The following is a 14351-nucleotide window of genomic DNA, read 5'->3' as shown; positions in this document are numbered from 1 at the left end:
CCAGCAGCGCCGCCGCGCCGGACTTCGCCGCCACGCCGCCGGTGGGCGCGCTCGGCTGCGGCAACAGCGTCGTGGCCGCCTCACTCAGCGGGAGCACCTTCGTCGCCGTGGCGGGCAGGGCCGGAACCCGGCCCGCCGCCACGTCTTCGAGCGCCTTGCGCGCCTGGGCCATGGTCGGGCGCTGCTCGGCCGAGGCGGTCAGCAACCACATCAGCACCGGCCCGAGCGCACCCGCCTGCTTCGGTTCCGGCACCACTCCCCTGGCGACGGCGTGCAGTACCGCCAGCGGGTTGTCACCCTCGCCGAACGGCGGGGCGCCCTCGACGGCGGCGTAGAGGGTCGAGCCCAGCGCGAAGACGTCGGCGGCGGGTTTCGGGTCGTCGCCGCGGGCGATCTCGGGCGCCAGATAGGCGGGCGTGCCCGCCAGGAAACCCGTGGCGGTGACGGTGACATCGCCGGTGGCGTGCGAGATCCCGAAGTCGGTGAGCTTGACGGTGCCGTCGTCGCCGACGAGCAGGTTGGCCGGCTTCACATCGCGGTGCATGATCCCGGCGTCGTGCGCCGCCGACAGCGCGGCGGCGGCCTGGGCGCCGATCCCGGCCACCTCGAGCGGCGGCAGCGTCGCCCCGCCCGCCAGCTTCGCCGCGAGGCTGGGCGCGTTCATGTACTCCATGACCAGCCACGGCTGGCCGTCTTCCTCGGCGACGTCGAAGACGGTGATGGCGTTCGGATGGTGCAGGCGGGCGGCGATGCGACCCTCGCGCATGGCGCGCAGCTTCGCTTCCAGCGCTTGCGAACCGGTGAGCCCCGGCGCGAGCAGCAGTTGCTTCACCGCGACGGTGCGACGCAGCCGGACATCGGTGGCGCGCCACACGACTCCCATCGCGCCGGTGCCGATCGGGTCGGTGAGTCGATAACGCCCCGCGATCAACCGATCCGATGTCATAACGTGTGCCCCTCCTGCAATACCGCCGAGTCGTCCAGCCCTCCGCGCCACAGCGGGATGAAACTTCCGAAAATCCTACGTGCTGAACTGCTTTGCCCTCGTCCTCGCGGGCCCCGGTCCATGGACTCCCGGCCGCTTCGTGATCAGACTCACAACCGGCACAACAGCATCGGACCGGCCCCGCGGGGACCGGTCCGATCTGCCGTCGCCTGCCAGTGTCTCAGGCGTTGAAGTATTTCGCCTCCGGATGCAGCAGCACGAACGCGTCGGTCGACTGTTCCGGGTGCAGTTGCAGTTCCTCCGACAGCGTCACCCCGACCCGGCCCGCGTCGAGCAGATCGACCAGCTTGGCCCGGTCCTCGAGCTCCGGGCAGGCGCCGTAGCCGAAGGAGTACCGCGCACCGCGGTAGCCGAGCTTGAAGTAGTCCTGGATGTCGGCGGGATCGTCGTCGGCGACCGACTGGCCCTCCAGCGTCAGTTCCTCGCGCACCCGGCGATGCCAGTACTCGGCCAGCGCCTCGGTGAGCTGCACGCCGATTCCGTGCACCTCGAGGTAGTCGCGGTAGTTGTCGGCCGCGAACAGCGCGTTGGCGAAGTCGGCGATCGGCTGGCCCATGGTGACCAGCTGGAACGGCAGCACGTCGACCTGGCCGGTCTCGCGCGCCCGCTCCCGCGAGCGGATGAAGTCGGCGATGCACAGGAACCGGTCGCGCTGCTGGCGCGGGAAGGTGAACCGGTACCGCTCGGGCGCGTCGGCGTCGGGCTCGGTGAGCACGATGACGTCGTCGCCCTCCGACACCGCCGGGAAGTAGCCGTAGACCACCGCGGCGTGCTGCAGCACGCCCTCGGTCGCGAGGCGGTCGAGCCAGGCCCGCAGCCGCGGGCGGCCCTCGCTCTCCACCAGCTCCTCGTAGGACGGACCGTCACCGCTGCGCTGACCGCGCAGACCCCACTGCCCCAGGAACAGCGCCCGCTCGTCGAGCAGGCCCGAATACTCCTGCAGCGGCAGCCCCTTCACCACGCGGGTGCCCCAGAACGGCGGGGTCGGCACGGGCAGATCGGCGGCCACGTCGGAGCGCTCGGGCACCTCGATCGGCACCTCGGCGGCCTTGCGCTCGGCGGCGATCCGCTTGGACCGCTCGTGGCGGGCCTTGCGCTCGGCGGCCTTCTCCTTGGCGGCGATCGCCTCGGGGCTGTCGGGATCGAGGCCACCACCGCGCTTGACGGTCATGATCTCGTCCATCAGGCGCAGGCCCTCGAACGCGTCGCGGGCGTAGTGCACGTCGCCCTCGTAGACGGCGGTGAGGTCGTTCTCCACGTAGGCGCGAGTCAGCGCGGCGCCGCCGAGCAGCACCGGGAACTGTTCGGCGACACCCTTGGCGTTGAGTTCCTCGAGGTTCTCCTTCATCACCACGGTCGACTTCACCAGCAGCCCGGACATGCCGATCACGTCGGCCTTCTTGTCCTGCGCGGCGTCGAGGATGGTGGCGATCGGCTGCTTGATGCCGAGGTTGACCACCTCGTAGCCGTTGTTGGACAGGATGATGTCGACCAGGTTCTTGCCGATGTCGTGCACGTCGCCCTTCACGGTGGCGAGCACGATCCGGCCCTTGCCGGAGTCGTCGGTGGCCTCCATGTGCGGTTCCAGGTGCGCCACCGCGGTCTTCATCACCTCGGCCGACTGGAGCACGAACGGCAGCTGCATCTGGCCGGAGCCGAACAGCTCGCCGACGGTCTTCATGCCCGAGAGCAGGGTCTCGTTGATGATCTGCAGCGGCGGCACGGTCTGCATCGCCTCGTCGAGGTCGACGTCGAGACCGTTGCGCTCGCCGTCGACGATGCGCCGCTCGAGCCGGTCGAACAGCGGCAGCGCGGCCAGTTCCTCGGCCCGGGAGGCCTTCGACGACGCGGTCGAGACACCCTCGAACAGCGCCATCAGCTTCTGCAGCGGGTCGTAGTCCTCGCCGCGGCGGTCGTAGATCAGATCCAGGGCGGTCTGGCGCTGCTCCTCCGGGATCCGGCTCATCGGCAGGATCTTGGAGGCGTGCACGATCGCCGAATCCAGTCCGGCTTCGACACATTCGTGCATGAACACCGAGTTCAGCACCTGGCGGGCGGCCGGGTTCAGGCCGAAGGAGATATTGGACAGGCCGAGGGTGGTCTGCACCTGCGGGTGCCTGCGCTTGAGCTCGCGGATCGCCTCGATGGTCTCGAGGCCGTCCTTGCGCGACTCCTCCTGGCCGGTGCCGAGGGTGAAGGTCAGGGTGTCGACGATGATGTCGGACTCCAGCAGACCCCAGTTGGTCGTGATGTCGGAGATCAACCGCTCGGCGATCGCCACCTTGGTCTCGGCGGTGCGGGCCTGGCCCTCCTCGTCGATGGTCAGCGCGACCACGGCGGCACCGTGCTCGGAGACCAGCCGCATGATCTGCTGGAAGCGCGAATCCGGGCCGGCGCCGTCCTCGTAGTTCACCGAGTTCACCGCGCAGCGGCCACCCAGGTGCTCGAGACCGGCCTGCAGCACCGGCGGTTCGGTGGAGTCGAGCATGATCGGCAGGGTCGAGGACGTGGCCAGGCGCGAAGCGAGCTCGTTCATGTCCTTGGTGCCGTCGCGGCCGACGTAGTCGACGCACAGGTCGAGCATGTGCGCGCCGTCGCGGGTCTGGTCCTTGGCGATCTCGAGGCAGCGCTGCCAGTCCTCGGCCAGCATCGCGTCCCGGAAGGCCTTGGAGCCGTTGGCATTCGTGCGCTCACCGATCATCAGGATCGAGGCGTCCTGCTCGAACGGGACCGCGGTGTACATGCTCGACACGGCAGGCTCGTGGGCGGGCGTGCGGCGCGCCTCGATCGGCGGCAGCGTGGTCTCGACCGCGCGCACCGCCTCGGCGACCTGGCGGATGTGCTCGGGGGTGGTGCCACAGCAGCCACCCACCAGCGAGAGCCCGAACTCGGAGACGAAGCCGCTCATCGCGACCGCCAGCTCCTCCGGGGTCAGCGGGTACTCCGCGCCGTTCGCGCCGAGCACCGGCAGACCCGCGTTCGGCATCACCGAGACGGGAATCTGCGCGTGTCGCGACAGGTGGCGCAGGTGCTCGCTCATCTCGTCGGGGCCGGTCGCGCAGTTCAGGCCGATCATGTCGATGCCGAGCGGTTCGAGCGCGGTCAGCGCGGCGCCGATCTCGCTACCGACCAGCATGGTGCCGGTGGTCTCCACGGTGACGTGGGTGATGATCGGGATCCGGCGGCCCGCGGCCGCCATGGCCCGCCTGCTGCCGGTGATCGCGGCCTTGACCTGCAGCAGGTCCTGGCAGGTCTCGATGAGGATGGCGTCGGCGCCACCGTCGAGCATGCCCAGGGCGGCCTCGGTGTAGGCGTCGCGCAGCGAGACGAACGGCGCGTGCCCCAGCGTCGGCAGCTTGGTGCCCGGTCCCATCGAGCCCAGCACATAGCGCGGGGTGCCGTCGGCGGACGGGCCCATCTCGTCGGCGACCTCACGGGCCAGCCGGGTGCCGCGCTCGGACAGATCGCGGATCCGGTCGGCGATGTCGTAGTCGGCCAGGTTGGGCAGGTTGCAGCCGAAGGTGTTGGTCTCCACCGCATCCGCGCCGGCTTCGAAGTACGCGCGGTGGATCGCGCGCAGCACGTCGGGGCGGGTGTCGTTGAGGATCTCGTTGCATCCTTCGAGGCCACGGAAATCGTCGAGCGACAGATCCGCGGCCTGCAACATCGTGCCCATCGCACCGTCGCCGATGACGACACGCCGTCGGAGCGTATCGAGGAGCGTGGTATCGAACCCGGTGGGCAAGGACGCAGACATGATTCAAGACTAATGGGCGGCCCCGACGCATAAGACCACTGCGGGTGATTCGAGTGGCGCCGGACACAGCCCGCACGGGAAACACGCAACAGCGCCGGTCACCGCAAAACAATTCGCCGAAGACACTAGGCTGACCGGGTGGATGCCAGTGAAACCCCCGAGACGGAACTGCCGACGTTGCGCAATCCCGTGCTGGTCGCGGCCTTCGAGGGCTGGAACGACGCCGGTGACGCCGCCAGTGGCGCGGTCGAACATCTGGAGTTGATCTGGGACGCCGAGCCGCTCGCCGAACTCGATTCCGAGGACTACTACGACTACCAGGTGAACCGCCCGACGGTGCGCCAGGTGGACGGGGTGACCAGGGAGATCCAGTGGCCCTCGACCATGTTGTCGGTGTGCTCGCCCCCCGGGAGCGATCGCGATGTCGTCCTGCTGCGCGGGATCGAACCCAACATGCGCTGGCGCAGCTTCTGCAACGACCTGCTCGAGTTCATCGAGCAACTCGGTGTGGAGACAGTCGTCATCCTCGGCGCGTTGCTCGCCGACACGCCGCACACACGTCCGGTGCCGGTGACCGGCTCGGCCTACAGCCCCGAGGCCGCCGAGCGGTTCGCCCTGGAGCAGACCCGCTACGAGGGCCCGACCGGGATCACCGGGGTGCTGCAGGACATGTGTGTCAAGGCCGGGGTGCCTGCGGTGTCGTTCTGGGCGGCGGTGCCGCACTACGTGTCGCAGCCGCCGAACCCGAAGGCCACCATCGCGCTGCTGCACCGGGTCGAGGACGTCCTCGACATCGAGGTTCCGCTCGGTGAGCTGCCCACACAGGCCGAGGAGTGGGAGGCCGCGGTCAACGAGATGACCGTCGGCGACGAGGAGATCAACGAGTACGTGCGCTCGCTCGAGGAGCGTGGCGACGCGGCGCTCGATCTCAACGAGACGATGGCCAAGATCGACGGTGACGCCATCGCCGCGGAGTTCGAGAAGTACCTGCGCAGGCGCGGTCCGGGCAGTTTCGGGCTCTGACCCGCGTTCACCGGGAATTCGCCACGCGACCACCTCCCGGATATCGACGGCACGCCCCCTAGACTTTTTCGCGTGCCGAACCACCCGATCGTCGCTCATCTCCGGGGATTCGACGACCGGATCGCGGTGCTGCACCGGCACCCGACCGTGCCCGCCGACACCCTGTGCCGCGTCACCTATGCCCAGCTCGCCGACCGCGTCGCGGAGTTCTCGGCACGGCTGGGCCCGGCGCGCCGACTCGTCGCGCTGACCGCGGCCAACGACATCGACTCCCTCGTCGCCTACCTGGGCGCGCTCGACGCGGGCTGCGTGGTGCTGCTGACCGGCGAGCTCTCCGGTGAACTCGCCGCAACCTACGATCCCGACGTCGTCGTCGAAGGCGGGCGGATCGTCGCCGAGCGCGCGGACCCGGCGCACGAGCTGCACCCGGAGCTCGCCCTGTTGTTGAGCACGTCCGGCTCGACCGGCTCGCCGAAGCTGGTCCGGCTCTCGGCCGCGAACCTGCTCGCCAACGCCGACTCGATCGCCCGCTATCTCGAGATCGGGCCGCACGATCGCGCGGCGACCACGCTGCCACTGTTCTACTGCTACGGCCTGTCGGTGGTGCACAGCCATCTGCTGCGCGGGGCGAGCCTGCTGCTCACCGACCGGTCGGTGAGCGATCCCGAGTTCTGGGACGAGTTCCGCGCGCACCGGGCGACGTCGTTCGCCGCGGTCCCCTACACCGTGGACCTGCTGGACCGGGTCGGCTTCGCCGAGATGTCACTGCCCGATCTGCGGTACGTGACGCAGGCGGGTGGCCGGCTCGAGCCCGCGCGGGTGCGGGCCTACGCGCGGCTCGGCGCGGCGGCGGGCTGGCGATTCTTCGTGATGTACGGCCAGACCGAGGCGACGGCCCGGATGGCGTATCTGCCACCGGAACTCGCGACCGAGCACCCGGACTGCATCGGGATACCCGTACCCGGTGGACATTTCACGCTCGAACCGGTCGACGACGGCGCCGCCGAGGAACTGGTGTACCACGGTGCCAACGTGATGCTCGGCTACGCGACCCGCCCCGCCGATCTCGCGCTGGGCCGCACCGTCGCGGCGCTGCGCACCGGTGACCTCGCCCGGCGCACCGCCGACGGCCTGTACCAGGTGATCGGCAGGCGCAGCCGCTTCGCGAAGCTGTTCGGGCTGCGCATCGATCTGGGCCGGATCGAATCCGAGCTCGCCGCCGCCGGTTTCGGCGCGGCCTGCACCGACGACGGCGCCCGGCTGATCGCCGCGGTGACCGGGACGGGCCGGGGTGATCCCGCCGCGCTGATCGCGCGGGCGTCGGGTCTGCCCGCGGCGGCGGTGACCGTGACGATCGTCGACGAGCTGCCCCGGCTGGCCACCGGCAAGATCGACTACCCGGCGATCCGCGCGCAGGCGCCCGCCGAGCCCGAGACCGGCGCCGATGTGCGCGCCATCTACGCCGACGCGCTGGCCCTGCCGGTCGAGAAGATCTCGCGTGCACACAGCTTCGTGGAGCTGGGCGGTGATTCGCTCAGTTACGTCACCACCGCGGCCCGGCTGGAACGGGTCATCGGCAAGCTGCCCGCCGACTGGCCGCAGCTCTCGATCGACCGGTTGGAGCGAGCACCGCGCGGCCGGGGCGGTGTCGGGCGAGCCCTGGACACCGCGACGGCGCTGCGCGCCATCGGCATCGTGCTCGTGCTCGGCTCGCACATCCAGCTGTTCGAGATCTGGGGTGCGGCGCACGTGCTGCTGGCGGTGGCCGGATACAACTTCGCGCGGTTCGCGGTGAGTGCGGCTCCCCCGGCCCAGCGTCTCCGGCAGACCGCGCGGTCGGTGGCGATGATCGCGGTGCCGACGGCGCTGTGGGTGTTGATCACGATGGTGTTGCAGCCCGGCTATTACAGCTGGCAGAATGTGGTGCTGCTCAACAAGATCCTCGGCCCGCGCAACGACACGGCGGGGCATCTGTGGTTCCTGGAGGTGCTGGTCTACTGCACGGTCGTCGCCGCGCTGCTGCTGCGGATCCCGTGGCTGGACCGCTGGGAGCGGCGGGGGCCGTTCTGGTTCGCCCTGGCTCTGCTCGGGCTCGCCCTGGTGGTGCGCTGGCATGCGTTCGGGCTCTATCCCGAGCGCGATATCCCGTTGTCACCGCTGGCCTGTTGGTACTTCGTTCTCGGCTGGGCCGGAGCGAAGGCGACGGCAGTCTGGCAGCGGCTGATCGTCAGCGCCGTGCTGCTGGCAAGTGTGCCGGGGTATTTCGGCGTCACCGATCGGGAACGCCTGGTGATGGCGGGCATCCTGCTGCTGGTCTGGCTGCCCGCGCTGCGCGTGCCCGCCGTCCTCGCCGTGGTGGCGGTGGCGGTGGCCGACAGCTCGTTGTTCGCGTACCTGCTGCACTGGCAGGTGTACCCGGCGTTCGGCGACCATCGACTGCTGGCGTTGTTCGCCTCGCTCGCGGCCGGTGCGGCCGCTACCAGGATGGTGGTTCTGTGCCGGCGGAACTGGCCACGGCTAGCGCTCCAGGGTCAGTACCTGGGCGGCCGCCTCGTGCGCCAGCTTCGCGATCAGCAGGTCACGCGGGATCGTCTGGCCGGCAAGGTGATCGAGTGACGGCACCACCACGTGGTGGGCGTCGGCCCGCTTCAATTCCTGAGTGAGTTCGGCGAACGCCGCACCGTCACCCGCGGTCGATTCATGGAACGTCGCGGCGAAGCACATCCCCGCGGTGCGCGCGAGGCTGCGTAGCGCATCCTCCAATTGGTCGCTCCGGCCTTCGGCCAGGTCGTCCCGCAAGTATCCATAGATCAACGCTTCCACCCGAACCTCCGTTGGATTGGGATCGCTGTTCTGTTGTCGGATCCCCCCGCGCCACGCCGTGCGCCGCGCGGGGGTACTGCGTTGCCCTGCAAGCTCTCCTGCAAAGCGGGTGTCCGCCGGGGTCGGCGACGAGCACCTACTTACAGCATGCGTATTCGCGGCCCCGCGCAGCAGATGTCAAGCCGATGACATCTACATGCCCTATTCGGGACGCCGAACGTTAACTGGTGGGATACTACCGCCGTGACCGCAACTGATGATCGACCCGTCTGGGCTGTTCGGATGCGTTCGGAACGTGACGCGAGGGGATGGTCGCAAGCCGATGCCGTCCGCGCGATGCGTGCCAAGTCCTCCCACAACCTGCCGACGGACAGTACCCTGCTGCGCAACTGGCGGCGCTGGGAGTCCGGGGAATCGCGCCCCGACGAGTTCTACGCGCCGATCATCGCGGCCGCGTTCGACACCGTCCCCGCCGCGTTCTTCCCCAAGTCCCGGCCCAACCGCGATGACGAGCTGTTATCGGCGACCGGTATGGACACGCTCGAGTTCATCGGCAGACTCCGGATGTCCGACGTCAACAGCGCCACCCTGGACGCGGTGCGGATCACCGCCGAACGGCTGTGCTGCGAGTACGCCTACGCCGACCCGCACGAGCTGCACGCCGAGGGCACCGCGTGGCTGCGCCGGATCACCTCGCTGCTCGACGGCAGGCTCACCCTGAGCCAGCATCGGGAGATCCTCGTGCTGGCGGGCTGGGTGGCGTTGCTGGTCGGTTGCGTCGATTACGACCTCGGACACCGGGCCGGCGCCGAGGCCACCCGGCGGGCCGCGGATTCGCTGGGCCGCGAGGCGGGCAACGTCGAGATCTCGGCGTGGGCCGCCGAGATGTCGGCCTGGTTCGCGCTCACCCAGGGCAATTTCCGGGGCGCGATCGACGTCTCGGAGAAGGCCATGCCGGGCACCGCCTCGATGGGTGTCGGGGTGCAGCTGGCCGCCCAACGGGCCAAGGGCTGGGCCCGCCTCGGTGATCGCCGGGCGGTGCAGACCGCGCTCGACGAGGGCAGGGCGATCCTGTCGCGGATGGGTCATCCGGCCGATCTGCACAACCACTTCGTCGTCGACGCGACCAAGTTCGACTTCTACGCGATGGACTGCTGCCGGGTCGCGGGCCAGGACCGGCTGGCCGAGCGCTACGCCCAGCAGGTGATCAGCGATTCGACCAGGCCCGACGGTTCGGTCCGCAACCCGATGCGGGTCTCGGAGGCCCGGCTGACGCTGGCCGTGGTCGCCGTGCGCGACCGCGATCTCGAGCGCGCGGTCGAGGAGGGCGTCGCGGCGTTCACGGCGGGTCGCCGCTCGCTGCCGTCGCTGGCCTGGATCGCCGGCGAGGCGGCCAGGGAGATCATCGAACGCTATCCGGGAGATCCGCGCACCCAGTCGTTCCTCGAGCAGCTGCGCTCGCTCAACGTCGGGTGAGCGGGGCTTACCAGACGGCGGGGGCACGCCGATCCGGGGCGGGTCCCCCGGGGCGCGCGGCGGCCACCACTAATCTGTCTACGGTGACCGACCTCGCCGACGGCCTGCCCAGCGCCGTACCCGCCCTGTGGGACGAGCGGCTGCGGTTGTTCTCGTTCGCGACCGCGGAGAAGCGCGCCGACTACCTGCGGGTGCTGCGCGCCTTCGACAGTGCCCGCGCCGCCTACGTGGTGCTGCTGCACGCCGACGACGTCGCCGAGTGGATCGCCAGAGCCGAGACCGGCGGGCAGGCCGGGCCCGCGGGCGTGCCGCTGCCCGCGGTCGAGATCGGTCCGCTGCTCGAGCAGCTGCACCGCTGGGGCGTGCTGGAGCGCAGCTACGACGGCACCCGCGCGGCCACTCTGGCCGAGTACCGCAACCGGCACTACGTCTACCAGTTCGCGCAGGCGGGTTTCCAGGCGTACCGGGCGGTGGCCGGCGTGCTGACGGCCCGGATGGACGACGCGTCGCTGTCACGCCTGGTGCTGCCCGAACTGCTCACCGACCTGCGTACCCTGGCCGCGGCCAATCGCGACGGCGACGCCGAGCGGGTCTACACCACGCTGCGCAGGCTCGACGCCGCGCTCACCGACATGGCCGCGCGCGCGGCGCACTTCTACCTGTCGCTGGGCGATCTGGTGCGCACGACCGAGATCACCCCGGAATCCTTTCTCGCGCACAAGGACGCGCTGCTGGCGCACATGCGCGAGTTCAGCATGGACCTGGCCCGGTTCGCCCCCCGGCTGGCGGCCGCGATCGGCGAGGTGGAGGCCACCGGCGTCGAGCAGCTGATCGGCCGCGCGGCGAGCTGCGACGAGCGGGTGCTGCTGAGCCCGGCCGAACGCGAGGCCGACTGGCGCTCGCGCTGGGACGGCCTGCGCACCTGGTTCGTGGCGGCGGGCGGCGGCGAGGCGAACGAGTCGTGTGAGGCCGACCGGCTGCGCGAGGCGACGATGAGCGCGATCGCCGCGGTGCTGTCGCTGCTGCGCCGGGTCACCGAGACCCGCCGCGGCGGGGTCAGCCGGGAATCGGCGCTGCGGCATCTGGCCGCCTGGTTCGTCGACACCCCCACCACGGGCAGCGCGCACGCGCTCTACGACGCGGTGTTCGGCCTGGGCAGGCCCCGGCACCTGGCGCTCGAGCATCCCGACGCCGAGGTGATCCCGCCGGGCCGGTCCTGGTGGGAGGCACCGCCGTTGGAGATCTCACGGACCCTCGCCGAGACCGGTCGCGCGCCGACCGCGGGCGCGCCGGCCCGGATCGCGCGCAACGACGCGGGCATCCGCAGGTTGCGCNTGGGAGGCACCGCCGTTGGAGATCTCACGGACCCTCGCCGAGACCGGTCGCGCGCCGACCGCGGGCGCGCCGGCCCGGATCGCGCGCAACGACGCGGGCATCCGCAGGTTGCGCGAGGCCCAGCTGGCGGCCCAGCGCGAGCGGGCCGCGGCCGCGGCCTCCCTGGCCACCGGCGCCGTGCACGAACGGGTCCTGGACCAGCGCGAGACCGAGGTGTTGCTGCGCCTGCTCGACGCCGCGTCGACAGCGTGGGTGCCGGTCAGCGGAAAGGTCGACGGCACAACGGGTTCCGACAACGGCGTGACACTGACGGTGCGGCCGTGCGACGGGTCGACCGTCATCCGCACCGCGGCGGGCCTGCTGCACCTGAACAACCGCCGCCTCGAGGTCACCGCGACCACGCGACGGGGGACGCCACGATGAGACCGCACCGCCGCATCGACGCCCTCGCCCTGGACAGCTACCAGCGCGCCGCCCGCGTCATGCTCGCCAACCACCTGGTCACCCGGGTCTATCCCGACCGGATCGCGCTACCGCTGATCCGGCGCTGGGCCACCGAACTGCGCGAGGACCTCGCCGAACTGTTCGGCTACCGCCTCGAGGTCACCGAGACCACGGCTCGGCTGTATCCGGTGCACGACCGGCTCGACGACACCCTGCCCGCGCGCAGCGTCAACGACCGCGTCTTCGACCGCCGCCGCTACGCCTATCTCTCCTTGGCCCTGGCCGCGCTCGGCCGCGCGGGCGACCAGATCACGCTGTCGGAATTGGCCGAACACGTGGCCGATTACGCGAGCCGGATCGACGGCCTCGAGCTGTCCACCGAGCGGGCCGCCGATCGGGACGCGTTCGTCGACGCGGTCGGCTGGCTTGGCGCCAGGGGCGCGCTCACCCTGGCCGACGGTGACGCGGGCGGCTGGGCCAGCGACCCGGAGGCGGGCGAGGCCCTCTACGACATCGACCGGCCGGTGGTGTTCGCGCTGTTCCGGCCGCCGCGCGCGCTGCAGCATCTGCACAGCGTGCGGGGTCTGCTGGCCGAGGACACCGAGCACGCGCCCGCCGAACAGGCCCGCCGGGTGCGCCGCGCGCTGGTGGAACGTCCGGTCGTATACCTCGAAGACCTCTCCCCCGCCGAGCGCGCCCTGCTCGGCCAGGACCGCGTGGTCGACGAGGTCGAGTACTGCACCGGCCTGCGCGCCGAGCGGCGCGCCGAAGGGGTCGCGCTCATCGACACCTCGGGCAGGCTCTCCGACACCCGCTTCCCCGGCACCGGCACGCTCGCGCAGGTGGCGCTGCTGCTCATCGCCGAGATCGCCGACGTCGTCCTCGACATCGACGACCCGGTCGCGCGCCATCCCGCGCCGACCACCGAGGACGCGCTGCTCGACCAGCTCGACGCGGCCATCCCCGCGGCGGGCGTGTTCGCCCCGCTCGCCGAGGATCCCGAAACACCGGACCCGCCCGCGGATTCCGTCGACGACGAACTCGCCGACACCGAGCCGCCCACCTATCCGTTCCTCGACGACGCCTGGGTGCGCGGCACGGTCACCGCGCTGACCGACCGCTACGGCGCCACCTTCGCCGCGCAGTGGCAGGCCGATGTCGGCGGGCTCACCGCCGAGGTCGTCGCGCTGCTCACCAAGCTTCGGCTGGTCCGGCCGGTCGAGGGCGGGCTGCTGGTCCTGCCCGCGCTGGCCAGGTATCGGGGCGCGGTGGTCACCGTGCGGGTCCGCCAGGCCGAGGAATTGTTCGTCACCGCCGCCGACACCGACGGCAGCAGCACCGGAACGGGAGGGAACTGAGCAGATGTCGCTCATTCACGGCGGAGTGCGTTTCGTCCCGACCCGCGCGGGCATCGTCAACCTCTGGGACTACCGCGACCAGGAGTTCTGTTTCGCCGACGGCAGGCTCGTGCTGCGCGGTCCGAACGGATCGGGCAAGACCAAGGCCCTGGAGGTGCTGTTCCCGTTCGTGCTCGACGGACGGATCGAGCCGCGCAGGCTCAATCCGTTCGCCGGCGAAGAGCGCACCATGAAGTCGAATCTGCTCTATCGCAAGCAGGAATCGGCCTACTCGTATGTCTGGATGGAGTTCGCGCGCGGCAGCTGGGAGGACCCGGAGGTCGTCACGGTCGGCATCGGCATGCGCGCCACCCGGTCCTCGGACAAGGTCACCCGCTGGTATTTCGTCGCCGACGGGCGCGCGGGCGTCGACTTCTCCCTGATCGGCCCCGACGACCGGCCGCTGACCCGCAGGCAACTCGCCGAGCAGATCGGCAGTGACGCCATCGTCGACCGGCCGGTGGAGTACCGGGCCGCCATCGACGCCCGCATGTTCGGGCTCGGGGTGCAGCGCTACGACCAGCTGATCAATCTGATCCTCACGCTGCGCCGACCGCAGCTGGCCAAGAACCTCGACCCCCGCGGCCTGTCGCAGGCACTCACCGACGGCCTGCGCCCGCTCGACGAGCAGCTGATCCTGGACGCGGCCCGGTCCTTCAGCGATATGGAGGAGGTCGGGCGCACCCTGGACGGGCTCGTCCAAGCCGACACCGCGACGCGCCGCTTCGTCGACGTGTACCGCAAATACCTCGCCGTGCAGGCCAAGACCGATGTCGACCAGGTGCGTGCCCGCCTCGACGCGGTCACCAACGCCTCGACCGCCCTGTTCGCGGCCACTGCCCTGCGCACCCGGCGCGAGGCCGACCGCACCGCCGCCGAGGCCAGGGCCGAGGAGGCCGACCGCGCCTACGAACAGGCCATCGCCGACCGCGAGAACCTGCAGCGCTCGAGCGCCTACGAGGGCAAACAGCAGCTCGACGACCTCGCCGACGCTGTCCGCAGGCTCGAGACCTCCGCCGCCGTGCACCGCGACAAGGCCGCCGAGGCGGGCCGGACCCTGCAGCGCCGCGCCGAGGAAGCCGAGCGCGCC

At 70.7% G+C, this 14351-nt stretch carries 7 protein-coding genes and 2 pseudogenes; 6 read left to right on the top strand and 3 right to left on the bottom strand.

From position 1 onward, the window contains the following. Both V8688_RS27975 and metH read right to left on the bottom strand, forming a co-directional pair. A partial coding sequence (locus V8688_RS27975) for a serine/threonine-protein kinase (RefSeq protein ID WP_342802047.1) occupies nt 1-946 on the bottom strand: 946 nt, incomplete at its 3' end. Between the two features lie 220 nt (nt 947-1166). Further along, a complete protein-coding gene (metH, locus tag V8688_RS27970; protein ID WP_342802046.1) occupies nt 1167-4763 on the bottom strand; it encodes a methionine synthase in 3597 nt (1198 codons plus the stop codon). A gap of 138 nt (nt 4764-4901) precedes the next feature. Between metH and V8688_RS27965 the strand changes: the two genes are divergently transcribed. Further along, nucleotides 4902-5786 carry a PAC2 family protein gene (locus tag V8688_RS27965; protein ID WP_218719697.1) on the top strand — a complete coding sequence of 295 codons (885 nt, stop codon included), beginning with the start codon at nt 4902-4904 and terminating at the stop codon, nt 5784-5786. Nucleotides 5787-5858: 72 nt separating this feature from the next. Continuing rightward, entirely contained in the window at nt 5859-8402 is a 2544-nt protein-coding gene (locus V8688_RS27960; RefSeq protein ID WP_218719698.1) for an AMP-binding protein, read from the top strand. On the opposite strand, the gene V8688_RS27955 is transcribed toward V8688_RS27960, so the two are convergent. Then, nucleotides 8304-8609, bottom strand: coding sequence for a hypothetical protein (locus V8688_RS27955; protein ID WP_218719699.1), 306 nt, complete (start codon nt 8607-8609; stop codon nt 8304-8306). The genes V8688_RS27960 and V8688_RS27955 overlap by 99 nt on opposite strands. 336 nt (nt 8610-8945) lie before the next feature. Between V8688_RS27955 and V8688_RS27950 the strand changes: the two genes are divergently transcribed. From V8688_RS27950 to V8688_RS27935, 4 genes and pseudogenes are all read left to right on the top strand, one after another. Further along, nucleotides 8946-10085: an XRE family transcriptional regulator gene (locus V8688_RS27950; protein WP_316575184.1), complete on the top strand. Its 1140-nt coding sequence runs from the start codon at nt 8946-8948 to the stop codon at nt 10083-10085. Between the two features lie 140 nt (nt 10086-10225). After that, nucleotides 10226-11843, top strand: a pseudogene (locus V8688_RS27945) (TIGR02677 family protein). Next, entirely contained in the window at nt 11840-13222 is a 1383-nt protein-coding gene (locus tag V8688_RS27940) for a TIGR02678 family protein (protein WP_342802045.1), read from the top strand. The pseudogene V8688_RS27945 and the gene V8688_RS27940 overlap by 4 nt, the downstream one beginning before the upstream one ends. Before the next feature lie 4 nt (nt 13223-13226). Beyond that, nucleotides 13227-14351 (top strand): annotated as a pseudogene (locus V8688_RS27935) (endonuclease); the annotation flags it as partial.

Source organism: Nocardia sp. No.11 (assembly GCF_038752175.1).
Classification (GTDB): domain Bacteria; phylum Actinomycetota; class Actinomycetes; order Mycobacteriales; family Mycobacteriaceae; genus Nocardia; species Nocardia canadensis.
Note: the sequence above shows the minus strand (reverse complement) of the source record. Positions and strands in the feature narration are given on the sequence as shown.